The sequence below is a fragment of the Candidatus Borkfalkia ceftriaxoniphila genome (assembly GCF_004134775.1).
Taxonomy (GTDB): Bacteria; Bacillota; Clostridia; order Christensenellales; family Borkfalkiaceae; genus Borkfalkia; species Borkfalkia ceftriaxoniphila.
On the sequence record NZ_SDOZ01000005.1, the window covers coordinates 25,122 to 49,325 of the forward strand.

The 24,204-nt window shown below is 49.9% G+C and carries 23 protein-coding genes; 20 read left to right on the plus strand and 3 right to left on the minus strand.

Annotated elements, in window-relative coordinates; genetic code table 11:
* Positions 1–64 precede the first annotated feature (64 nt).
* From ESZ91_RS10835 to ESZ91_RS10855, 5 genes are read left to right on the plus strand one after another with little or no spacing between them, the layout of a single operon-like run.
* Complete coding sequence (locus ESZ91_RS10835; protein WP_129227174.1) at positions 65–841, plus strand: DeoR/GlpR family DNA-binding transcription regulator; 777 nt, start codon at positions 65–67, stop codon at positions 839–841.
* A complete protein-coding gene (locus tag ESZ91_RS10840) occupies positions 838–1,623 on the plus strand; it encodes a ParA family protein (RefSeq protein ID WP_129227176.1) in 786 nt (261 codons plus the stop codon). Before ESZ91_RS10835 ends, ESZ91_RS10840 begins: the two co-directional genes overlap by 4 nt.
* Positions 1,614–2,084: a ParB N-terminal domain-containing protein gene (locus ESZ91_RS10845; RefSeq protein WP_129227178.1), complete on the plus strand. Its 471-nt coding sequence runs from the start codon at positions 1,614–1,616 to the stop codon at positions 2,082–2,084. Before ESZ91_RS10840 ends, ESZ91_RS10845 begins: the two co-directional genes overlap by 10 nt.
* A gap of 16 nt (positions 2,085–2,100) precedes the next feature.
* Positions 2,101–3,246: a 1-propanol dehydrogenase PduQ gene (locus tag ESZ91_RS10850; protein WP_129227180.1), complete on the plus strand. Its 1,146-nt coding sequence runs from the start codon at positions 2,101–2,103 to the stop codon at positions 3,244–3,246.
* Between the two features lie 25 nt (positions 3,247–3,271).
* Positions 3,272–4,729, plus strand: a complete 1,458-nt coding sequence (locus ESZ91_RS10855) for a rhamnulokinase (RefSeq protein ID WP_129227182.1) — start codon at positions 3,272–3,274, stop codon at positions 4,727–4,729.
* Positions 4,730–4,810: 81 nt separating this feature from the next.
* On the opposite strand, the gene ESZ91_RS10860 is transcribed toward ESZ91_RS10855, so the two are convergent.
* A complete protein-coding gene (locus ESZ91_RS10860) occupies positions 4,811–5,677 on the minus strand; it encodes an AraC family transcriptional regulator (RefSeq protein ID WP_129227184.1) in 867 nt (288 codons plus the stop codon).
* Positions 5,678–5,827: 150 nt separating this feature from the next.
* Between ESZ91_RS10860 and ESZ91_RS10865 the strand changes: the two genes are divergently transcribed.
* The 7 genes from ESZ91_RS10865 (at position 5,828) to ESZ91_RS10895 (ending at position 13,913) form a co-directional block, all read left to right on the plus strand.
* On the plus strand, positions 5,828–7,354 hold the full coding sequence (locus ESZ91_RS10865) for a sugar ABC transporter ATP-binding protein (RefSeq protein ID WP_129227187.1): 1,527 nt from the start codon (positions 5,828–5,830) through the stop codon (positions 7,352–7,354).
* Complete coding sequence (locus tag ESZ91_RS10870) at positions 7,335–8,690, plus strand: ABC transporter permease (protein WP_129227189.1); 1,356 nt, start codon at positions 7,335–7,337, stop codon at positions 8,688–8,690. Before ESZ91_RS10865 ends, ESZ91_RS10870 begins: the two co-directional genes overlap by 20 nt.
* Before the next feature lie 41 nt (positions 8,691–8,731).
* A complete protein-coding gene (locus ESZ91_RS10875; RefSeq protein ID WP_129227191.1) occupies positions 8,732–9,781 on the plus strand; it encodes a substrate-binding domain-containing protein in 1,050 nt (349 codons plus the stop codon).
* Positions 9,782–9,889: 108 nt separating this feature from the next.
* Complete coding sequence (locus ESZ91_RS10880; protein ID WP_129227193.1) at positions 9,890–10,315, plus strand: RbsD/FucU family protein; 426 nt, start codon at positions 9,890–9,892, stop codon at positions 10,313–10,315.
* A 1-nt stretch (position 10,316) separates the two neighbouring features.
* Positions 10,317–12,089, plus strand: a complete 1,773-nt coding sequence (locus tag ESZ91_RS10885; RefSeq protein WP_129227196.1) for an L-fucose isomerase — start codon at positions 10,317–10,319, stop codon at positions 12,087–12,089.
* 121 nt (positions 12,090–12,210) lie between these two features.
* Entirely contained in the window at positions 12,211–12,990 is a 780-nt protein-coding gene (locus ESZ91_RS10890; RefSeq protein WP_129227198.1) for a ZIP family metal transporter, read from the plus strand.
* Positions 12,991–13,031: 41 nt separating this feature from the next.
* Entirely contained in the window at positions 13,032–13,913 is an 882-nt protein-coding gene (locus tag ESZ91_RS10895; RefSeq protein ID WP_129227200.1) for an SDR family NAD(P)-dependent oxidoreductase, read from the plus strand.
* A 67-nt stretch (positions 13,914–13,980) separates the two neighbouring features.
* Here the strand turns inward: ESZ91_RS10895 and leuS are convergent, their stop codons facing one another.
* Together leuS and ESZ91_RS10905 are read right to left on the minus strand one after the other, a co-directional pair.
* Positions 13,981–16,407: a leucine--tRNA ligase gene (gene leuS / locus ESZ91_RS10900; RefSeq protein WP_129227202.1), complete on the minus strand. Its 2,427-nt coding sequence runs from the start codon at positions 16,405–16,407 to the stop codon at positions 13,981–13,983.
* A 34-nt stretch (positions 16,408–16,441) separates the two neighbouring features.
* Complete coding sequence (locus tag ESZ91_RS10905; RefSeq protein ID WP_129227204.1) at positions 16,442–16,636, minus strand: hypothetical protein; 195 nt, start codon at positions 16,634–16,636, stop codon at positions 16,442–16,444.
* A gap of 155 nt (positions 16,637–16,791) precedes the next feature.
* Between ESZ91_RS10905 and ESZ91_RS10910 the strand changes: the two genes are divergently transcribed.
* The 8 genes from ESZ91_RS10910 (at position 16,792) to ESZ91_RS10945 (ending at position 23,945) form a co-directional block, all read left to right on the plus strand.
* The gene (locus tag ESZ91_RS10910) at positions 16,792–17,511 is read left to right on the plus strand and encodes a hypothetical protein (protein WP_129227206.1); all 720 of its coding nucleotides are present in this window, start codon (positions 16,792–16,794) and stop codon (positions 17,509–17,511) included.
* Between the two features lie 311 nt (positions 17,512–17,822).
* The gene (thrS, locus tag ESZ91_RS10915; RefSeq protein WP_129227208.1) at positions 17,823–19,730 is read left to right on the plus strand and encodes a threonine--tRNA ligase; all 1,908 of its coding nucleotides are present in this window, start codon (positions 17,823–17,825) and stop codon (positions 19,728–19,730) included.
* Positions 19,731–19,941: 211 nt separating this feature from the next.
* Complete coding sequence (gene infC, locus ESZ91_RS10920) at positions 19,942–20,457, plus strand: translation initiation factor IF-3 (RefSeq protein ID WP_129227210.1); 516 nt, start codon at positions 19,942–19,944, stop codon at positions 20,455–20,457.
* Positions 20,458–20,531: 74 nt separating this feature from the next.
* Positions 20,532–20,732, plus strand: coding sequence for a 50S ribosomal protein L35 (gene rpmI / locus ESZ91_RS10925; RefSeq protein ID WP_129227212.1), 201 nt, complete (start codon positions 20,532–20,534; stop codon positions 20,730–20,732).
* A gap of 15 nt (positions 20,733–20,747) precedes the next feature.
* Positions 20,748–21,104, plus strand: coding sequence for a 50S ribosomal protein L20 (gene rplT / locus ESZ91_RS10930; RefSeq protein ID WP_129227215.1), 357 nt, complete (start codon positions 20,748–20,750; stop codon positions 21,102–21,104).
* Between the two features lie 53 nt (positions 21,105–21,157).
* Positions 21,158–21,895, plus strand: coding sequence for a TrmH family RNA methyltransferase (locus tag ESZ91_RS10935; RefSeq protein WP_129227217.1), 738 nt, complete (start codon positions 21,158–21,160; stop codon positions 21,893–21,895).
* A gap of 15 nt (positions 21,896–21,910) precedes the next feature.
* On the plus strand, positions 21,911–22,651 hold the full coding sequence (locus tag ESZ91_RS10940) for a YebC/PmpR family DNA-binding transcriptional regulator (protein ID WP_129227219.1): 741 nt from the start codon (positions 21,911–21,913) through the stop codon (positions 22,649–22,651).
* A 58-nt stretch (positions 22,652–22,709) separates the two neighbouring features.
* A complete protein-coding gene (locus ESZ91_RS10945) occupies positions 22,710–23,945 on the plus strand; it encodes a glutamate-5-semialdehyde dehydrogenase (RefSeq protein ID WP_129227222.1) in 1,236 nt (411 codons plus the stop codon).
* Positions 23,946–24,204: the final 259 nt, after the last annotated feature.

The following is a 24,204-nucleotide window of genomic DNA, read 5'->3' on the forward strand; positions in this document are numbered from 1 at the left end:
CGAATTTGCGGTTTTTAAAAGACATACGCCGCGTTTGTGTGCGGCGGTAAGGGGAGGGGTGTGCGTGCTCGCGATTGAAAGAAGAAACAGGATTTTGACGATATTACGGGAAGAAAGGCACGTTGTCGTAAGCGAACTCGCCAAAGTATTCGACGTTTCCGAAGAAACTATTAGGCGCGATCTGGATAAACTGGAAAAAGAAGGGCACGTCGTCAAGACGTACGGCGGCGCCGTCATCAGTGAGGGTAGTGAGGCGGAACTTCCCTACGTGATCCGCAAAAAAGCGAACGTGGAAGCGAAACAAAAGATCGCCGACCTCGCCGCAGATCTCATCATGGACGGCGATACGCTCATACTCGACGCGAGTTCGACCGCCGTATTCATTGCGCAGAAGATCAAAAGCAAAAAGGAGATCACGCTCATTACCAATTCCATCGAAGTGCTGATGGAACTTTCCGACGTTACGGGCTGGAAAATTCTTTCGACGGGCGGAACGCTCAAAGAGCGCTCCTGCGCGTTGGTCGGCAGCGAGGCGGAAGAGAGTTTATCGCGTTTTCACGTGGACAAAGCGTTTATTTCCTGTAAGGGGGTCGATCCCCGTCACGGGTTCTCAGACAGCAGCGATATGCACGCGGCGGTCAAGCGCAAAATGCTGCAAGCCGCATCGCAGATCTTTTTTGCGGTCGATTCCTCTAAATTCGATAAAATTTCTTTCACTTCCGTCAGCGGATTTTCGGGCGTGGACGCCGTCATCACCGAGCGCGCACCGGACGCCGCGTGGAGCGAACTGTTCGCCGCAAACGGCGTGGAATGCCTGTATCCGGAAGGAGTTGAAAAATGAGCAAAACGCGCGTGATCTGTTTCGCCAATAACAAGGGCGGCAGCGGTAAATCGACCACCTGCTCGAATGTCGGCTATTTTATGGCGGAGGCGGGCAAAAAAGTTTTATTGATCGACGGCGATATGCAGTTGAACCTTTCGCTTGCCTTTTTTGACGAAGAACGCGTTCTCGAAATCGCGGGCGGCGAAAAAAATCTGTATCAGGCGATCCGCAAACAGGCGGATCTGACCGATTACACTTTCCGCACCGACTATGAAAATCTCGATATCATTCCTTCGTCCACATTGATGAGCGCGATCGAATTCGAACTCTTTTCCAAGTGGCAGAGAGAATATATCTTAAAAAAGAGCCTGGAAAAATTGAAAAATTCGGGCTTGTACGACTACATATTGATTGACTCGCCGCCGACTTTGGGTGGCTGGGTGATGAATATTCTGGCGGCGTCCGACTATCTCATCATACCCGTAGAGGCGAGCCCCTGGGGGTTGTTCGGGCTTTCTAACATGTTCGAATTTTTGTCCGACGTGAAGGAAGTGGCTCCCGATCTGACCGTGGCGGGCATTGCCGTTACCAAAGTGGACGGACGCAAAAATTATTTCAAACAGACGATGGAAACTTTAAAGCAACTGCCCGCGCGCGTGTTCGAAACGTTTATCCATCTGGACAGCAACATCGAATGGGCGCAGGACAACAGTAAACCTGTGGGAAAATACCGCAGAAGTTCGCGCAGCAGCAAGGAATATCTTGCGCTCGCCGAGGAGGTCTTAAAAGTATGTCGTTAGGAAACGCAAGCATCAAGCGCGCCACGGGCGCCATCGGCAAGACGGGTGAAAAGAGCAAAAAGGCGGCCTTTACCGCCAACCGTTCGCTCATCGAACTGGAAATTTCAAAAATCAAGTTCGAAAGGTCTGCGTACGACCTCGCCGAATTGAAAAAATCCGTTAAGAAGTACGGGATCCTGCATCCCGTGTTCGTTCTGCGCGAAGGGGAAGAGTTTATTCTTCTTTCTGGCAAAGCGAGAATGACGGCTGCCGCCGAACTGAGAATGGAGAGCGTTCCCGCGGTGGTGCTGGATATGGAAGGCAGCGGCGTTTCTGCCGCCAAAAAAGAACTTCTGCTCAAAAAAGCGGCGCCTGTACAGCCGAGCATCTCGGACGAGATCGCCGCGAGCGAAGATATTCACGAAGAAAAATTCAACGCGATCAAAGGGATAGGCTCCGATCTGCCCGAGTACCTCTTATAACCGATAGGAAGAAAGCATGAAGAGTTTTGACATTAAGACAAAAATCTATTTCGGCGACAATGCGATGGATCGCGTCCGCGAGATTCCGTACAGCCGGATATTGATCATCACCGATAAATTCTTTTCGGGGAGCAGCATGCTTCGCATCGTAACGCAACCGCTTTCCGAAACCAATAAGGAATTTCGTATATTTAACGACGTGGTTCCCGATCCTCCCGTGGAAAAGATCGTAAACGGCGTCAAAGTCGTGCTCGATTATAAACCCGACTGCCTGATCGCGGTAGGGGGCGGCTCGGTCATCGATTCCGCCAAAGCGATCCGCGAATTTGCCGTAAAGATGGAAACGGGTCTGAATATCGCCCTCATAGCCATACCCACGACGAGCGGTACGGGTTCGGAAGTCACGGCTTTTTCCGTCATTACCGATACCGCCAATCATATGAAATATCCGCTCGTGTCCGACAGCATGCTGCCCGACGAGGCGATCTTGGACGAAGAACTCGTAAAAAGCGTTCCCCCGAACGTGACCGCCGATACGGGCATGGACGTTTTGACGCATGCCATCGAAGCATATACGAGCATCAACAACAACGAATTTTCCGCGGCGCTTGCCGAAAAATCCGTCGAGATTTGCGGCGCGTTTCTGATGCGCGCCTATCTGGACGGGAACGACTGGCATGCCCGCCGTAAAATGCACGTGGCGTCCTGTTTGGCGGGATTGGCTTTCAATTCCGCGTCTTTGGGGCTTAACCACGGCATGGCGCATCAGTTGGGCGCGAATTTCCATATTCCGCACGGCCGCGCGAATGCAATGCTTTTGCCGCACGTCATCGAATACAACAGCGGCATCAACGTACATTCGAGAATGCAGAAACAATATCCCAAGCAGGTGGAAAAATACGTTTCGCTCGCCCGCCTTCTGGGACTTCAGAACTTCAACACGATCACAACGGTGCGCGCGCTCGTCAACTGGGTACAATTTATGGATAAGGAAATGAATATTCCTCTGTCTATCTCTCAGATGGGAAACATCACCGAGAGCGAATACCGCGAAAAAATTCCAGCCATGGCGGACGCTGCGCTTGCAGACGCCTGCACGGCGACCAATCCCAAAGTGCCTACCAAAGCGGACGTCATCGAAATATACGAAGACCTTTGGTAAAAGTAAACGTTAAGGAGAGAACGGTATGAAAGTGTTAGCCTTCGATTTCGGCGCATCCAGCGGAAGGGCGATCCTCGGAGAGTTTGACGGCAAGAAGATCGAACTGAAAGAGATCCATCGCTTTTTGAACGAACCCGTGGAGATCAACGGCGCCCTGTATTGGGACATCCTGCGTCTGTATCACGAACTGAAACAGGGCATTTTAAAGGCGGACCGCCTCGGCGGTGCCGACAGTATGGGCATTGATACCTGGGGCGTGGACATCGGCTTTATCGGCAAAGACGGACAACTTCTTGCGAATCCTTTCCATTACAGAAGCCCGCACACCGAACACGCTGTCGAGGAATTGGAAAGCAAGATGAGCCGCGAGGAACTCTTCGCGGAGGCTGGATTGGCTTTTCAAAAGTTCAATACGCTGTGCCAACTCGTCGTCATGCAGAAAAACGGCAACGTCGCGTTGGAAAACGCCGAAAGCGCGCTGTTTATTCCCGACTTATTCACTTATTTTCTGACGGGCAAAAAAATCTGCGAGTTTTCCATTGCTAGTACTTCGCAGTTGATCGTTCCGGGAAAAAATCAGTTCAGCGAAAAAATCTTTCAGACGTTCGGGCTTAAAAATATTTTCCCCGAAATCGTATCGCCCGGAAAGATCGTCGGCGACGTCAAAGAAGACGTCAAAAACGAACTGGATCTTCGTCACGATCTGAAAGTCATCGCCACGTGCGGGCATGACACTGCCTCCGCCTACCTCGCCGTTCCCAAGGATAGCGAAAATTCCGTATTTTTATCGAGTGGTACCTGGTCTTTGCTCGGCATGGAACTCGACGAGCCGATTTTGAGCAAAGAGGCCATGGATGCAGGCTATACCAACGAGGGCGGGCTGAATAATTCCATTCGTTTTCTGAAAAATATCATGGGACTCTGGATCATCCAGGAATGCAAACGCACCTGGGATAAAGAGGGCAACGTCATGTCATTTGCCGAGATCGCGGACGGCGCGTCCAAGATCGAACCCTGTAAATTCTTGATCAATCCCGATGCGGACGAATTCTATTCGCCGCACGATATGCCCGATAAAATCGTCAATTTCTGCAAAAAGACGGGGGGAAACGTTCCTTCGAATCCTTTCGAGATCGCGCGCTGCGTGTACGATTCGCTCGCGCTCGCTTACAAACACAACGTTCTTGCGCTCGAAAAGATCACGGGCAAAAAAGTCGACGTGTTACATATCGTCGGAGGCGGCAGCAACAATACCATGCTGAACGTCGCGACCGCCAATGCGCTCGGGATCCGCGTGACCGCGGGCCCCGGGGAAGGGACCGCTCTCGGCAATATTTTGTGTCAACTCATTGCACTCGGCAAGGTGAAGGACGCAAAAGAAGCGCGCGAGATCGTCAAAAATTCTACCGAAATCAAAGAGTTTTTGCCTTCCGATTGCGCGGTTTATGAAAATGCTTACAAATTGTTTCTTACAATACTCTAACTGCAAAACGAAAGCGGCGGCGCTGTAAAGCGTCCGCCGCTTTCGTTATATAAAAAAGGAGCCGTTTTTACGGCTCCTTTTTTATTTATCGTTTACTTTTTCCTGTTGTCGGTAAGCGTGCGGCGTCATGTTTTCCACGTTTTTAAACGTTTTGATAAAAGAATTAATCTCCACATATCCTGCGCGTAAGGCAATTTCGCCGATGGGAAGTTCGGTCGTCCTTAACAGTTCTTTGGAAAAATCAATGCGCTTTTGAATGATATATTTCAAAGGCGAAACGCCACTATATTCCTTGAAAAGGTGCGTCAGATAAAAGCGGCTGATATACAGACTGCTGCAAATGTCGTCTATACTTCTGATATCGGCGTAATTTTCGTCGATAAATTTTTTCGCCTGCATATACGATTCGTTGGTCTTGAAATAGTTCTTATCTCCGTAGGCGAGAATGCGGAGTATATGGCTCAGAATCGCTTTGACAAGGCTGTCGGAAATGTCGTCGTAATAATAGAGTTTTCGTTCGGCTTCCGAAACCAATTGCGAAAAATAAAATTCCAGCACGGGCGCCGTATTTCCCGTATGTATGACAGGGGACGCGCTTTTTTCCAAAAGATAATTTTCGGGAAGGTTTTCCAACTTTATCTTATGTACGCCGAAAAAATAAAAGGACAAATCGTTTCCCGATTCATAATGAACTACATGCGGGTTGTAAACGAGAATATCGCCGGCATTGATCTCTAAATTACTCCCTTGGAAGTGCACGGTACCGTTCCCCGAACGGACGTAGAGTATTTCGCAAAATTCATGCTCATGAGGCTGTTCGTTCCAGTTTACCGTCCGTTTCAACTCGCCCGCATATAAAATTTTCGGCCGCAATATCTGCGCGCTGCTCTTGTTGAACATTAGGTGTTTTCTGATTTCGCTGTTCTTACGATGGATCATGTTACTCATGGAAATATTATATCATATCCTTTTGTTAAAATCTATACTTTTATGAAAAAATCATACTTTTTTGCTCTTATTTTTCAGCAAAAACGAGTGTTGAAAAGCGGTATTTTTTATGATACTATTAAATCAGTAATACAAGGGGTGGAAACAGAGATGGAACAGGAATTTCTTCTTGAAATGAACGGTATCGACAAGCGTTTCCTCGGCGTTCACGCTCTCAAAGGCGTCAATCTCAATCTGAAAAGAGGAGAGGTATTGGCGCTTGTCGGCGAGAACGGCGCGGGAAAGTCCACGTTGATGAAAGTCCTGACCGGGATTCATCAGCCGGACGGCGGCTCGATGACGTTCGAAGGGAAACCCTATTCGGTTCGCAATATCCGCGAATCGCTGGAACTGGGTATCGGGATGATTCATCAGGAACTGAATATGATGAACCACCTGACGGTAGCGCAAAATATTTTTATCGGTCGGGAAAGCATGGTTGCAGATTTCTGGATCAACGACGGCGCCATGATCAAAAAGGCGCGCGAACTTTTCGACTATATCGGTATCAATATCGATCCTACTGTAAAACTCGGTTCCCTGACGGTAGGGAAACAGCAGATGGTGGAAATTGCAAAAGCAGTATCGCATAATACGAAATTGTTGATATTGGACGAGCCTACGGCGGCGCTTACGCAGTCGGAAATTGAGGAATTGTTCAAGATCATGGGCGATCTGAAAGCCAAAGGGATCGGAATGATCTATATTTCTCACCGCATGGACGAGATCAAGCGTATATCCGACAGGGTCACCGTCATGCGTGACGGCGAATATGTGGGCACGGAAGATACGGATAAACTCACAAAAGATCAGATCATCCAAATGATGATCGGGCGCGTAGTCTACGAGGATCCCAAACAAAAGAGCAACGTTGCGGACGATGCCGAGGTGGTGCTGGAAGTCAAAAATCTTTGCAGCGGCAATACCATTAAAAACGTAAGTTTTAAACTGAGAAAAGGTGAGATCCTCGGCTTTTCGGGCTTAATGGGAGCGGGAAGGACGGAAGTCGCCCGTGCGGTTTTTGGGGCGGATCCTTTCGACGCCGGCGAGATTTTTATAAAGGGACAGCGCGTACATATCAAGACGCCCGCCGATGCAGTCAGGCACGGAATCGGTTATCTTTCCGAAGACAGGAAGCGCTACGGTCTGATGCTCATTAAATCGGTTGCGGAAAACACGGCGCTCGCATCCCTGGACCGCTATATCAAATACGGATTTATCAGCGACAGAAAAATGAAGAATGAGGCGCGTGACATGAACGCGAAACTGCGCACGAAAACGCCGTCGATGGATCAACTGTTGAAAAATCTTTCAGGCGGCAATCAGCAAAAAGTCATCATTGCCCGCTGGCTGATCAAAAACAGCGATATTCTGATTTTCGACGAACCGACACGCGGAATCGATGTAGGCGCGAAAAGCGAGATTTACGCTTTGATGTCCGAACTTGCGGCGCAGGGGAAATCGATCATTATGATTTCTTCGGAACTGGTAGAAATTTTGCGTATGTCCGATCGGGTACTCGTCATGTGCGAAGGCAGAAAAACGGGCGAACTCGATATTTCGGAAGCCAATCAGGAAAACATCATGCAATTATCGACAATGAGGGAGGAAGTAAGTTATGGCAAAGAAATCAGTTAGCGAATACACGGTCGCCTTGAACCTGCGAGGAAGAACCCGCCAGTTCGGGGTAAAATCCGTCAATAATTTGAAATCCAGCGGCAAACAAAGTTTTATGATCATTTTGGTCACGTTGGTGCTCTTTGCTCTTTTTACGGTTATCAATAGTAGTTATGCAAGCACCGATAATTTGCTTGCGATGGTCAAGTCTTTGGTTCCTTACGCGATTTTAGGTTTAGGCGTAACTTTCGTGATTGCCACAGGCGGTATCGATTTGTCCATCGGCACGGTTTTGATTGCCTCGTCGGTGATGGCGGGTACGATCTGCCGCACTACGACTTCCGTCACGGCGGCATTGGCGGTAACCATACCGTTAATGGTAATCTTCGGTCTGCTATTCGGTATCTTGAACGGATTTTTGGTAGCTAAATTGAAATTGCCTCCGTTCATTGCAACGCTTGGTACGATGATGTTATCCCGTGGCGTTTCGGCAGTTTTAGCAAATATCGTCAACAAAACTTCATCCGCAATCAAATATCCGTCTACAGGTTGGTTCCAAAGTGTTTTTACAAACTTAAACGGTTTTCCTATCGGTATTATCTGGCTTTTAGCGCTAACCTTGGTGTGTATGTATCTAATGTATAAATGCAAGGTCGGAAGATATATTCTTGCAATCGGTAGTAATGAGGAAGCGGCGCGGCTTTCGGGTATTAACGTAGATTTTTATAAAATGATCGCTTATGCGATTGCGGGCTTATTTGCCGGTATAGCGGCGCTTTTTTACACGGCGGCAAATCCGTCATTGTCGCTCGCTAGCGGCAACGGTATGGAACTAGATGCGATTGCAGGCGTCTATATCGGCGGAACGAGTACGACCGGAGGCATCGCTTCCATCGTCGGAACGATCTTCGGCGCGATGATCTTGGTCGTCATTCGTCAAGGTTTAAATTTCACGTTGGCAGTATTCAACAGCGGTGTCAGTTCTACGTTCATCACCTATGCGGTGACCGGTATCATCGTCGTGTTTGCCGTGTTGATGGATATCTTCAAAAATAAAGCGGCGAATAAGGTCAAGATCAATGAATCTGCGTCAAAATGCAAATCGAGGTTCCGCGAAGTTGTGGAAGAACTTCGCGTGAAACAAGATTACATCTTATCCGATAAACGGCTATCTCCGGAAGATAAAAAATCAAAATGTGCTGCGATCGATGTGCAGATCGCCGAATTGAAAGAAGTTTTCGTAGAGGAGTATGCAAAGTGCAAGGTAGCGGATCAGGAAAATTCTCAGCGTTTGAAAGAGAGCCGAATGAAAGCAAAGGAGGCTGCGAAAGCGGAAAAATTGAACAAAATTAAATAATAACGCGAAAGCGATATTAAAAAATCCTTAAGGAGGAAAACATGAAGAAATTTTTCAAAAGGGTGTTGTGCGCTGTCTTCGCTATGGCATTGGTCGGCGCGCTGGTAGTAGGAATGGTCGGCTGCGGCGAAGCAAAGCAAACCATCGCTGTCGTTGCGAAAGGCGAAACGCACGCTTTCTGGCAGAGCGTAAAGAACGGTGCGCAAGCCGCAGGCGAAAAATACGGTTATGCGATCACATTCCGCGGGCCTACGGCAGAGTCGGAAGAGCATGTAAACACTCAGCGTGAAATGGTCACGCAAGCGCTCAATAACAAGAATACCAAAGCTTTGGTATTGGCGACGATCGGGCTGGGATTCAAAGACGAATTGGTATCGGCTTTCGATAAAGGAATCCCCGTTGTTGAATTCGACAGCGGTCTGTACAGCAACGGAGCAGATATTACAAAGGATAAAGATCCCACAGTTTCGTCGGTTGCCTCCGATAACTATGCTGCGGCTGGCGTAGCGGCAGAAAATTTATACAAGACAATCAAACCCGAAATTGAAAAAGCCACCGCTTCCGATAAGTATTATGTTTGGATAATTCAGCACGATAGTTCGGCGACTGGCGTAGACAGAGCAAAAGGTTTCGAAGACAAGATTAAAGAATTGGTCGAAAAAGATAACTTATCTGATCGTTTCCAGACAAAAATTGACGTAAAAGCAAACAATACAGGCGAGTATAAAGGCTCTTTACAAGCAGCACAGACCGAAGGCGCCGATGCGATATTTATGTGCAATGAAGGCGTTGTGAACGAGTGCTATCCCGAAGTTGCCGACAACGTTGCAAAATACAAAGATATGGTTTTCTGCGGATTTGATGCGGGTACCAACCAAATAGAATGGATCAAAGGAAAAGTTGCAGGTGCGGCTAAATTGGTCGGCTCCGTGGCGCAGGATTCATACCAGATCGGTTATCAAGCAGTTGAACAGGCTGTGTTCGCAGTCGAAAAGAAAAATGTTACAAAAGAAGTCGGTATCCCCGGAACTTGGTATGATTCGACGAATATTGATGAAATGATTGCGAAAAACATCGTGTACGAAGGTTAAAGTTTAAAATAAATTTTCTTTAATCTCCAATTAAAGATTTAATAAGCGGGGTTTTCCCCCGGAAAACCCCGCTTATATAAAATCTAACAGAATCAAGAGGGAATGAATATGTTGAAAGGCGTTCCGAAAATTTTATCGCCGGAGTTGTTGAAAATTTTGTCAGAGATGGGACACGGCGACGAAATCGTCATTGCAGATGGGAATTTTCCTTCCGAAAACTACGGAAACAGAGTTGTGAGAGCAGACGGGCATGGCGGGGCGGAGATCCTCGATGCCGTTTTGAGCATGATCCCGCTCGACACTTATGCGGATTGCAATTTCATGCTCATGCAGGTCGTGCCGGGAGATAGGGTAAAACCGACGATCTGGGAAGATTATAAAAAGATCGCGAACGAAAAAGACGGTCACGTAAAATTGGGCAGTTTAGAGCGGTTCGCGTTTTATGAAAGGGCAAAACAAGCGTATGCCGTCATCGCGACGGGCGAAAGCGCTATTTATGCAAATATAATTTTAAAAAAAGGAGTGATTCAGTAATATGAAACCGAAGATCGGAATTCGGCCGACCATTGACGGAAGATGGTTCGGTATCCGCGAAAGTCTGGAAGAACAGACCATGAATATGGCAAAAAATGCAAAGAAACTGATAGAAGAAAACGTCTTTTATTCGGACGGAACGCCCGCGCAGGTCGTCATCAGCGAATGCACGATCGGCGGAGGCGCCGAGGCTGCGCGCTGCGCCGATCAGTTTTCCAAAGAAAACGTGACCGCGACTCTGACGGTGACGCCTTGCTGGTGCTACGGCAGCGAAACAATGGATTTGGACCCGCTTACGACGAAAGCGGTTTGGGGATTCAACGGCACGGAGCGCCCCGGCGCCGTATATTTAGCGGCGGTCATGGCCGCGCATGCGCAGAGGGGACTTCCCGCATTCGCGATCTACGGACAGGACGTACAGGACGCCGACATGACGGGCATTACACCCGACGTGGAGGAGAAGATCATCCGCTTTGCCCGCTGCGCGCTCGCCGTCGGACAGATGCGCAATAAGGCGTACGTGAATATCGGTTCCATCGCTATGGGGATCGGCGGCAGTTTCTGCGATGCGAACGCATTGCAAAAATATTTCGGGATCCGCGCCGAGTGGGTGGATATGAGCGAGATCCTGCGCCGCATGGATCTGGGGATCTACGATAAAAAAGAATACGAAAAAGAACTGAAATGGATCAAAGCAAACTGCAAAGAGGGTAAGGATTGGAACGGCGAGGCATTCGGTTTCAAAGACTTTACCAAAGAAGAGCGCGAGGCGCAGTGGGAATTTGTCGCGAAAATGACGCTCATCGTCAAAGACATCATGCTTGGCAATCCCAAATTGGACGAGATCGGCTGGCATGAAGAGGCGCTCGGCAGAAACGCGATCCTGGGCGGTTTCCAGGGGCAGCGGATGTGGACGGATTATAAGCCCAACGGCGACTTTACCGAGGCGATTTTGAACAGCACGTTCGACTGGAACGGAAAGCGCGAACCGATCACGCTGGCGACGGAAAACGACGGCTGCAACGGTCTTGCGATGCTCTTCGGGAAATTATTGACGGGCCGCACCTCGATCTTTGCGGACGTGAGGACGTTTTGGAGCCCCGCCGCCGTCGAGCGCGTTACGGGTTGGAAACCCGAGGGACTTGCGGAAAACGGGTTTATGCACCTTATCAACAGCGGCGCCGCCGCCCTTGACGGTACGGGCGCAAGTAAAGATGAAAACGGAAATTCCGTCATGAAAGAGTGGTGGAACGTGACCGAGAAAGATATCGACGCGATGCTCGCGGCAACCGAGTTTTCCAGTGCGAACCGCGGTTACTTCCGCGGAGGCGGCTATTCTTCTTCCTTCTCGACGCAGGGGGAAATGCCCGTCACGATGGTACGAATCAATCTTGTGGACGGTATCGGCTACGTGATGCAACTCGCGGAAGGCTGGACGGTGGAACTTCCCGAACAGGTCAATCATAAACTCTTGTACCGTACGGACAGAACGTGGCCTTCTACCTGGTTCGTGCCTCGTCTTAACGATACGAACGCTTTTTCCAGCGTCTACAACGTCATGGCGAACTGGGGCGCAAATCACGGCGCGTTCGTCTACGGTCATGTGGGGAAAGACCTGATCACGCTCGCCAGTATGCTGCGCATCCCCGTATCTCTTCATAACGTAGCGGAAAAGGACATCTACCGTCCGCACGCTTGGAGCGCGTTCGGTACCAAAGATGCGGAAGGGGCGGATTTCAGAGCCTGCGCTCACTATAGGGAACTGTATAAGTAACCCATTTCTAACACCCTTGGGAAAGGCGCGGTTTCAGCCGCGCCTTTTCGCTTTTTCGGCACAAACGGAAACAGAAGGCGCATAGATATGTAAAGAGGAAATTCTACAAAGGAGAAACGTTTTGGAGTGGTTTTCATCTTTACAACCCTGGCTGCAATCGCTGCTGGCAACGATCTTTACATACGGCATGACGGCGGCAGGCGCCGCGCTCGTATTCTTTTCTAAAAAATTCAATCAAAGAGTTTTAACGGTTATGATGGGACTTGCGGGCGGCATTATGATCGCCGCAAGTTTTTTTTCTCTTCTGATGCCTGCGATAGAAAATTGTGAAAGCACGGGACGCAGTCCCGCGCCCATACTGACCATCGGTTTTTTGGCGGGCGGCGCTTTCATCGTGGTATCGGATATCGTAATGAATCGTATGAACACTTTTAAAAACGCGCGGAGCAAGAGCGGCTTTCTATTGACCGCCGCCGTGACTCTGCATAATATTCCCGAAGGGCTCGCCGTGGGCGTGGCGTTCGGCTCGGTCGTCGCGGGCACGCAGTCCTCGCTGATTGCGGCAGTCATGCTCGCTGTCGGCATCGGAATTCAAAATTTCCCCGAAGGGCTGTGCATTTCGCTGCCGCTGAGAAATCAGGGCATGTCGATCGGAAAAGCCTTTTTTATCGGTCAGATGTCGGGCGCGGTCGAGATCGTGGCGGGCATTATCGGCGTATTTGCGGTAGCCGCCGTTTCCGCGCTGCTGCCCTGGGCGCTTGCTTTTTCCGCGGGGGCAATGATCGCCGTCGTCTGTTCCGAACTGATTCCCGCAAGTTTTGCCGAATCGAAATCTTCGGCTTCCATCGGCGTGATGCTCGGTTTTGCGCTCATGATGTTTTTGGACGTGTTTTTGGGCTGAGGGTATAAAATTTCTGCGGAAATGCAATACTTGTGTATGATATGGAACAGAAAAAAAAGACCGTCAAAGCAGAACAGACCGAAACTTCCTTTCGGGAAGCGTTAAAGGAAAAGTTTCCCGAATCCGAAAGCGAACGAAAACTCGCCGTTATCGTGGGTGCCTCGTCGGGTATAGGATACGAAACGGCAATCAAACTCATCGGCAGAAATTACCGTATCGTCAATATTTCCCGCACGACGTGCCGCCTCGAACAGGTCGCGAATTACCTTGCGGACGTATCCGAGGCCGACGATATGGAAAAGGGGATACTGGAGATCGGCGCTGCTATGAAAAATATCGACGCGCTCGTATACTGCGCGGGATTTTCGATGGCTGCGCCCATTGAAAAGGCTGAATCGGAAGACGTCCGTTATCTCTTCGAAGTCAACTTTTTCGGGGCGCTGCGCGCGATACAGGCGGCCGTTCCCTTTATGAAAGAAAACGGCGGCAGGATCGTTCTCGTAAGTTCGATGGGGGGCATCCTTCCCATTGCGTTTGACTGTTTTTACAGTTGTTCCAAGGCGGCTTTGAATATGCTCGCCAAGAGCGCGAATTCCGAGTTGGGAGAATTCAATATCCGTGCGACGGCGGTCCTTCCCGGCGGCACGGCGACGACTTTTACCTTTAAGAGAAAAGTGTATGGCGCCGCCGCCTGCGGGGAATACGCATCGAGGGTGGAGCAGGCGGCGTCTTCTCTTGCGGATATGGAACAGGACGGCATGAGTGCGGGAGAGGTCGCAAAGGTGATCGTCGGTTGTCTGGAAAACAAGAACCCGCCCGTCGTCGTGCACTGCGGGGCGATGAATAAAATGTATGCGGCCGCAGAGAGAATCTTACCGAATAAAGCGACGCTTTATCTCAATGATCGCAAATATTTTTCCTGATACGAAGTACTTTGCGTGACATAAATGAAAAGAACAGGGCTTTTGACAAGCCCTGTTCTCTTTTTTGTCATACGATCAGGTTGACCAACCTGTCGGGCACGATAATCACTTTTTTGACGACTTTGCCTTCTAAAAGGGGGCGTATCGCGTCGCTCTGCATCACCGCGTGCTGAATATCTTCTTTGCTCATATCTTTCGAGAGCATCATTTTGGTCTTCATTTTGCTGTTGATCTGAATGGCGTATTCCGTTTCGTCCCGAACGAGCGCGCTTTCGTCGCATACGGGGAATGCCTGGTCGAATACTGAATATCTGAAGCCGCACTGTTCCCAAAGTTCTTCGGCAAAATGCGGGGCGAAAGGAGCGAGCAAAAGCAACAGATCTTTGGAAGTTTCTTTGAGCAGGGGCACGTTTTTGACTTGATTGTTGTCGTATTTGAAGAGCGCGTTCACAAGTTCCATCAACCGCGCGACCGCTGTGTTAAAGGAGAAATTCTCCATATCTTTGGTGATCTGTTTGATCGCGTAATTCTTCGCGTAGGCGAGTTCTTTTTCATCGGCGCCGTAGGGGGCTTCTTTGCCCGCTTTCATGTCGCGTATCTTCAAAACGATGCGTTCCACTCTGTCGAGAAATTTTGCGACCGATTTGATGCCGTCGTCGTTCCATGGTCCGCCCTCCGTATAGGAAAAGCCGAACATCAGATACATTCTGAAAACGTCCGAACCGTAAGCGTTCACGAACTCGTCGGGGGAAACCACGTTACCTTTGGATTTGCTCATGCGGTTGCCGTCGGGACCGAGGATCACGCCCTGATGCACGAGCGATTTGAAAGGCTCATCGAAATTCAGATAACCCATATCGCGCAGCGCTTTGGTAAAGAAGCGGGCGTACAAAAGGTGCATGCAGGCGTGTTCCGCGCCGCCCACGTACTTATCGACGGGAAGCATCTTGTTGACGATCTCGGGATCGAAGGGCATCTTTGTGTTGTGCGCGTCGGGATAGCGAAGATAATACCAACTCGAACAGACGAACGTGTCCAGGGTGTCGGGATCCCGCTGCGCGTCGCCGCCGCAGTGCGGGCATTTGACGTGCATGAATTCTTCGCTCTTTGCAAGCGGCGATTTGCCGTCGGGGTTAAATTCCACGTTATAGGGAAGTTTGACGGGCAGATCTTTATAGGGCACGGGCACGATCCCGCATTTCGGGCAGTGCACGACGGGAATGGGCGCGCCCCAGTAGCGTTGCCGGGAAACCAGCCAGTCGCGGAGACGGTAGTTGACTTTTTTCTGTCCTTTGCCCTGTTTGGCGAGATAATTGGCGATCTCGTTTCTCGCGTCCTCGCCGAAACGCCCGTCGAATTGCAGGCTGTTGACGCAGATGCCGTCCTCGCAGAAGGGGAGCACCGTTTCGCCCGCTTTGTTTTCGATGACTTTTGTGACGGGAAGATTATATTTCTGCGCGAAAGCGAAATCTCTCTCGTCGTGCGCGGGAACGCCCATCACCGCGCCCGTACCGTAGGAATACAGCACGTAATCGGCGGCGAAAATCGGCACTTTTTTGCCGTTGATGGGGTTGATCGCGTAATGTCCGATAAATACGCCCGTCTTTTCGCGGGTAGAGGACAAGCGCTCGATCTCGTTCGCCTTTGCGGTTTCCGCAACGTACGCTTCGACCGCCTCTCTCTGTTCGTCGGAAACGAGTTTTTTCACGAGGGGGTGTTCGGGCGCTAAAACGACGTAGGAAACGCCGAATATGGTGTCGCAGCGGGTGGTGAACACGTTGAACTTGTCGCCGCTCTCGCATTCGAACTGGACTTCGCAGCCCACAGATTTGCCGATCCAGTTTTTCTGCATCAGTTTGGTCTTTTCGGGCCAATCGACGGTATCGAGCCCCTGCAAGAGTTCTTCCGCATAATCGGTGATCTTAAAAAACCATTGCGTAAGATTCTTTCTGACGACGGGGGAGTTGCAGCGTTCGCAGCAGCCGTCCACGACCTGTTCGTTGGCGAGCACGGTATTGCAGTCGGGGCACCAGTTCACGGGCGCCTCCTTGCGGTACGCGAGGCCGTTTTCATACAGTTTCAAAAACATCCACTGCGTCCATTTGTAATAATCTTCGTCGCAGGTCTTGACCTCCGCAGACCAATCAAACATGGCGCCGATGGCTTTTAGTTGTTTTTCCATGGTCTCGATATTCTTTTCCGTGGAATCTTTGGGATGGATCTTCGTCTTGATCGCATAGTTTTCGGCAGGCAGCCCGAACGCGTCGAAGCCCATCGGCTGAAACACTTCAAAACCCTGCATTTTCTTGAATCTGGCATAACTATCGCTCGGGCCGTAATTATACCAGTGCCCGATATGCAGTTTCGCGCCGGAAGGGTACGAAAACATTTCCAGAACGTAGTATTTTTTATCCGCGTTCTTTTTGTTGAAAACATTTTCTTTGGATTTCTCCCAGCGCTGCTGCCATTTGCTTTCGACGGATTTCATATCCATAATAAAAAAACATCCTCCAAGCGCACAAAGCGCATCAATTTTTCTTCTTAACGCATCGGTAGACGAGGTAGGTCAAAGGCCCGATGACGGGAATCAGCAAAATCACGAGATTCCACGGCAGAATGCCTTTTACGAGTCCCTTGTCTTTGAGGAGCAGATAGACCGTAAATATTGCCAGAAAATAGTGGACGACCAATAATATGATCAGCGCAAGCAAAAGCGGCTTCATAAATTCGGTTTCCTCCCCGTCGGTTTTCATTTGATTATATATTGTTTTGCTTTTTTAGTCAAGTTTAAGAGCGCTTTTTGCCGAAAAAATTAAAAATCCGCGCAGAATCGGTTTTTGATGCAAATAAAAAGAGGGTTAGTGCATAGACTATAATTATGGTAAAAATAACCGTTTCAGAAAGCAATTCGAAAAATTTGAACGTGGCTTATATTTACAATTCCATGACGCGCTATTTGAGCATCTGCGGCGCCGATGCGGACATCACCTTCGACGATTCGCGCACCAACCTCGTGATGACGGCGGAAAACCGCTTTCATTCTTACCTTCGCAAATTTACCGAAGAGAGGGTGGCTGAATCCGTCGCCATCGGCTATAAGTACGCGCTGTTTCAGAAGAATATCCGACCTTCGGGTTTATCCGAAACGGACAGGGAAGTACTTCTTTGCGCGCTCGTGAGCGCGGATTTCGACGAGGATAAACGATATGTCGCCGAGCGGCTCAAAGATATCCGCGTCTATTCCATCGACGGTTTTTTTAATTTCCGTCTGCAGGCGCTCAAAGAAAAATGGGCGGGCATCATCGACTGCATCCCGTGCTGCTTTACCGAGCGCGATCTGAAAGATTTCCTCGATTATATTCTTTCCGAGCGCGAGCCTTCGATCGTGCATTTCAAGGACGGGGAACTCTATGACGCAGACTACGTGCGACTTAAACGCGCGGCGCTCATCGACGGGGGCCTGGACGACTTTTCCATCGTGCGGGAAGTGCTTTTGAGCGGCGCGACGGAAGTGGAGTGTCTGACCAATCCGCCGCCCGTCTTATGCGACGTGCTCAAAAAATATTTCGGAAGCCGCACCGCGTTCCGTTTCAGTTGAAAAATTTTAAAAAGATCCGCGAAATATCTTGACAAACCGCGCGAAAGCGCGTAAAATCATACTATATTCAATTTGCTTAAAAAGACAAGTAGCGGCTTTACACACGGAACCAAGAGAGCGGGATCTCGGCTGAAAATCCCGTTTCCGTCAAGGCGCGCGAAACCGCTTTGTATGCAACGGGCGCGGCGCCGCACTGCCGCAGGAAAGAGGCCGAAAATTTTTTCGGCAATTAAGGTGGAACCGCGCAATTTCAGCGTCCTTAAACGTTTTTGTTTAAGGACGTTTTTTTATTCGGTACGGAGGTAAAATTTATGGAAATCACATTGAAAAACGGAGACAAAAAACATTTCGACAAGGCGGCGTCCTGCAAGGATATCGCGCTTTCCATCAGCGAGGGGCTTGCCCGCGCGGCGGTCTGCGCGAAGGTGGACGGCACGCTCGTGGACCTGAGCGCCGTCGTCGATCGCGACTGCGAATTCGAGATCGTCACGCTCAAAGATAAAGAGGGGCTGGAAGTGTATCGTCACACTGCGTCGCATGTGCTCGCGCAGGCGGTCAAAGCGATCTTCCCTACCTGTAAACTTGCGATCGGGCCGACCATCGAAAACGGATTTTATTACGATATCGATTTTACCACGCCCATCTCGCAGGAGGACCTCGGCAAGATCGAAGAGGAAATGAAAAAGATCATCAAGAGCAATTTTGCCCTGGAACGCTTTACGCTGCCCCGCGCGGAGGCGATCAAACTCATGACCAAATATTCGGAAAAGTATAAGGTCGAACTCATTAAAGACCTTCCCGAGGACGCGGAGATCTCTTTCTACAAACAGGGGAGTTTCACCGACCTCTGCCGCGGGCCGCATCTTCCGAGCACGGGCAAGATCAAGGCGTTTAAACTCACCAGTATTGCGGGCGCTTACTGGCGCGGCAACGAAAAAAATAAAATGCTCACGCGTATCTACGGCACCGCTTTTGCGAAAAAGGACGAGATGGACGCGTATTTCACCATGCTGGAAGAGGCGAAGAAACGCGACCATACGAAACTCGGCAAAGAATTGGGACTGTTCGCGCTCCTGAACGAGGGGAAAGGCTTTCCTTTCTTTTTGCCCAAAGGCATGGTGCTGAAAAACCTTCTCATTGACTATTGGCGCCAACTGCACCTCCGCGAAGGATATGTGGAAGTGAGTACGCCCGTCATTCTGAACAGGAGCCTTTGGGAAACTTCCGGACATTGGGACCATTACAAGGACAATATGTACACCACGAAGATCGACGGGGAGGACTGCGCGATCAAACCGATGAACTGTCCCGGCGGTATGCTCGTATACAAACTTACGCCGCACAGTTATAAAGATCTTCCCATCCGCATGGGCGAACTCGGACTTGTGCACCGCCACGAAAAGAGCGGGCAGTTGCACGGGCTCATGCGCGTGCGCTGTTTCACGCAGGATGACGCGCATATTTTCATGCTGCCCTCCCAGATCAAGGACGAGATCAAGGGCGTAGTCAAACTCATCAACGAAGTTTATACGCTGTTCGGCTTTAAATATCATGTGGAATTGTCCACCCGTCCCGCGGACAGCATGGGTACGGAAGAAGACTGGAACAAGGCCACGGAGGCGCTTTCCGACGCGCTGAAAGACATGAATCTTCCCTTTGTCGTCAACGAGGGCGATGGCGCGTTCTACGGCCCGAAGATCGATTTCCATCTGGAAGATTCCATCGGCAGAACGTGGCAGTGCGGCACCATTCAGTTGGATTTCCAGATGCCGCAGCGTTTCGAACTCGAATACACGGGCGAGGACGGACAGAAATACCGCCCGATCATGATCCATCGCGTGGTGTTCGGTTCCATCGAACGTTTTATCGGGATTCTGATCGAGCATTTCGCGGGCAAGTTCCCCGTATGGCTCGCGCCCGTGCAGGTCAAGATTTTGCCCGTTTCCGACAAATCTCTCGGGTATGCCAGACAGTTGGAAAGCGAGATGCGCGCGCAGGGCATCCGCGTGGAGACCGACAGCCGCAACGAAAAAATCGGCTACAAGATCCGCGAGGCGCAGTTGGAAAAACTTCCGTATATGCTCATCGTGGGGGATAAAGAGCGCGAAGAGGGAACCGTTTCCGTGCGCAAGCGCGACGAAGGGGATATCGGCGCCCTCACAAAGAAAGACTTTATCGCGCGCGTTTTGCAGGAAAACGCCGATAAAACGATCTTTTAAAAAAACTGTTCAAAACGATTGACAAAAAAAAGCGTTTCTGTTAAAATAATCTAAGAAAGCAGAAGTTACTTCTCGCCTTACGGCAATTGCGTTGTAAGTGCTCAAATTATTACAGAATACAGGCGCATATTGCGTACTTTTAGGTAATTTGAAGCGGGTTGTGACTTACGACCCGCTTTTTTTATCAAAATTATTTCAATAAGGAAGGTACATCAATATCAAAGACCAGCATCAAATCAACTCGGATATTCGCGACGCGGAAGTGAGAGTAATCGGTGGGGACGGGCAGCAGCTCGGTATCATGAGTTCTTCGGCTGCGCTCAGGCTTGCGGAGGAGAGCGAAATGGATTTAGTCAAGATCTCGCCTACGGCAAATCCGCCCGTATGCAAGATCATGGATTACGGCAAATTCAAGTTCGAACTCGCCAAAAAAGAAAAGGAATCGCGAAAAAATCAGAAGATGGTTGAACTGAAAGAAGTTCAACTTTCCATGACGATCGACACAAACGATTTGAATGTAAAGGCCCGCCAGGCGCAAAAGTTTTTGGACGGCGGAAACAAAGTGAAGGTTGCCATCAAAATGCGCGGCAGACAGAACGCGCACGCGGTACTCGGCTTTGAGGTTATGAATAAATTTTTCGACATCTTAAACGGCGCCGTTATGGACAAAAAACCCGCGGTAGAGGGAAGAACCATAACCATGTTTTTGTCGCCGTCTAAGCAATAAAACAGTCATCACGACGTCCGCAAAAGTCAAGGACAAGCATTTTGCGGAAAAAATAATTTTCGGAGGATACAACTATGCCTAAACAGAAAACACACAGCGGCTCTAAAAAACGTTTCGACGTGACCGGCAGCGGCAAGGTCAAGAGAGCACAGTCCGGCAAAAATCACAAGACGGGCGATAAACCCAGAAAGAGAAAGAGAAATTTGCGTCAGACGGCTTTCGTCAACGAAACGATGGAATCGAATGTTAAGAATCTGATTCCTTACAAGAAATAAGTATAAGGAGATAGTATCATGCGTATTAAAAGAGGTGTAAACGCGGTTAAAAAGCGCAGAAAAATATTCAAATTATCCAAAGGATATTTCGGTTCCAAGAGTAAATCGTACAGGATCGCCCGCGAAGCGGTGATGAAATCTTTGATGTATGCCTACGTCGGCAGAAAGAACAGAAAAAGAGATTTCCGCCAACTCTGGATCGCGCGTATCAACGCGGCTGCTCGCCTGAACGGGCTTTCTTACAGCAAGTTCATGCACGGTTTGAAGGTTGCCGGTATCAATTTGAACAGAAAAGTCCTCGCTGACATCGCGGTCAACGACGCGGCAGGTTTTGCCGCTCTTGCCGAGAAAGCGAAGGCTGCCAACGCTTAATCGATAAAAAGCCTTCTTACGTCAGTTAGGAAGGCTTTTTGCATAGTATAAATATGATTACGTCGAAAAGCAACCCGACCGTAAAGAGAGTCAACTCTTTAAAAGAGAAAAAATATCGCGCCGAATACGGCGAATACATCGTAGAGGGCATAAAGCAGATCCGCGAAGCGGTCGCCGCAGGGCAAAAGATCGTTTCCATCTATTATTCGCCGCGCTATCGGGGAGAACTGACCGAACACGAACGGTCTGTACCCGTTTCGGACGAGGTGTTCGGAAAACTTTCCGAAGAAGTATCGCCGCAGGGGATACTCGCCGTGCTCGAAATACCCGAAAACGCGCCCGCAGCCCCGCAGGGCAACGCGCTGTTTCTGGACGGCATTTCCGATCCCGGAAACCTGGGCACGATCATCCGCACCGCAAACGGGGCGGGCTACGCCGATATTTATCTGAAAAACTGCACGGACCCGTACGCGCCCAAGTGTGTCCGTTCGGCAATGAGCGGACTCTTTTTCGTTCGCCTGCATTTTTTGAGCGAAAACGTTTATCCGTTTTTGGATGGGATTCCTTTCATTTGCGCGGATATGGGCGGAGAAAACGTGTATTCTTTTCGGCCGCCGCAAAAATTCGTGCTCGTTATCGGAAACGAGGCGAACGGCGTGAGCGAGGAAATGCGGAAAGTCTGCGAATATACGGTCAGTATCCCGATGCGGGAATGCTGCGAGAGCCTGAACGCGGGCGTTTCGGCGGGTATTTTGATGTATCATTTAAAGTACGCGAACAAGATCAATTAAACAGGAGGAACAGTCATGTCGGGACATAGCAAATGGCACAATATACAGGCGAAAAAAGGAAAGACGGACGCGGCGCGCGCCCGCGTATTTACCAAACTCGGAAGAGAGATTTCCGTTGCGGCGAAGGGCAACCCCAACCCCGATACCAACAGCAAACTGGCGGACGCGATCGCCAAGGCGAAAGCGAATAATATGCCCAACGACAACATCACCCGCTGTATAAAAAAGGCTGCGGGCGAATTGGGCGCCGTGAATTATGAAAATCTTACCTACGAGGGATACGGCGTCGGCGGCAGCGCTTTGATCATCACAACCCTGACCGATAATAAAAACAGAACGGTGGGCGATATCCGCAGCACGCTTTCCAAGTGCGGCGGTATGCTCGGCAACAGCGGCTGCGTTTCCTATATGTTCGACAACAAGGGATTGTTGGTGGTGGAAAAGACGCTGGATATGGACGAGGATACCATCACCGAATACGCCATCGAGGCGGGCGCGGACGATATCGTGTCGCAGGATGACGTGTTCGAGATTTTTACCGACCCCTTGAATTTTTCCGAAGTGCGCAAATTTTTGGTGGAAAAGGGCGTCGAGTTTCTGGAAGCGGATATCCGCATGATCCCGCAGAACAAGATCACGCTGACCGACGAAAATGTGGAAATCTTTTTGAAATTATTGGATAAACTGGACGAACTGGACGACGTGCAGGACGTCTATCATAACGTGGATTTGCCCGAGGAAGAGGACGAAGATTGATTTTTCCCGATTGGCAAAGTACTATGCGTGACACAAACCGTAAAAACGAGGTGATTTTATGACGGTACGGGAAACTTGCCTGAAAGCAAAAGAAAACAGCGGCGTTATCGCGACGGCTTGCGAAAAGGACATGAATGCCATGCTCGCCGCGGCCGCCGTCGCGCTGCGCGCGAACGCCGAATATATTATCGGCGAAAATAAAAAGGACGTTGACTCCTGTACCCGCGGCGAACAGTTTAAAGACCGCCTGATGCTGGACGAAAAGCGCATCGACGGCATCGCGCGGGGATTGGAAAAACTGACCGAGATCGAATGCCCCGTAGGAGAAATTTTAGAGGAGCGCACGCTGTACAACGGTTTGAAATTGCAGCGCGTGCGCGTGCCTATGGGCGTTCTCGGCATCATTTACGAGGCGCGCCCCAACGTCACGGCGGACGCGATCGCCCTCGCGATCAAGAGCGGAAACGCAGTCGTACTGCGCGGCAGCAAGGACGCGTATCTTTCCAACGCCGCGGTCACGAAAGTAATCAAGGACGCGATTGGAAATATCGGATACAATGCCGAATTTATTCAGTTGATCGAGGACGTTTCGCATGAGGGAGCAGCGGAACTGATGCGTATGAACGGCGTCGTGGACGTTCTGATCCCGCGCGGCAGCGCGGCGCTGATTCAGAACGCCGTGCAGAACGCAACCGTACCCATCATCGAGACGGGTACGGGAAACTGCCACGTTTATATGGAGAATTCCGCCGACCTTTCCATGGCGCTGCCCATTCTGATCAATTCCAAGACGCAGCGCACGTCGGTGTGCAACGCCTGCGAAAGCCTGCTTTTGGATGAGGATTTCGCAAAGAAACATTTGGCTGAGATCGTCGCCGCTTTGAAAGAAAAGGGCGTTGAGATCGTAGCGTGCGGCCGCAGCCGTAAAATCGTGCCCGAATTACAGGCGGCGAGCGAAGAGGACTTCTATACGGAATTTCTGGATATGAAAATTTCAATACGCATCGTGGACGGCGTGGACGACGCGATCGCTTGCGTCAACCGTTACGGCACGCACCATTCGGATACCATCGTCACCAACGACGAGCGCGCGGCGGAAAAGTTTTTGCAGGGGGTAGACAGCGCGGCGGTGTACTGGAACGCGAGCACGCGCTTTACCGACGGTTTCGAATTCGGGCTCGGCGCCGAGATGGGGATCTCCACGCAAAAACTTCACGCGCGTGGCCCTATGGGATTAAAAGAGTTGACTTCCTATAAATACGTGGTGCGCGGAAACGGTCAGATCCGCGGATAATTTTACCAGCGGAAAAATTTTCGGAGCCGCATATTCTCGGACAAGGTGCAGATAATAATATTGTCAGCAGCGGTAAAACAATCGGTTGTGAAGAGATAAGTAATGATAGATTGAATCAATGGTTTTTATTGTTTTACAGTTGCTTGCATATATATTGTTGCACGGAAAATAGTTTCGAGAAATGATATACATTTTGAATTACCTTTGCATGATTTAAATTTTTGTAACGTAATTTGCAGAGATAATTGAGATTGTATCG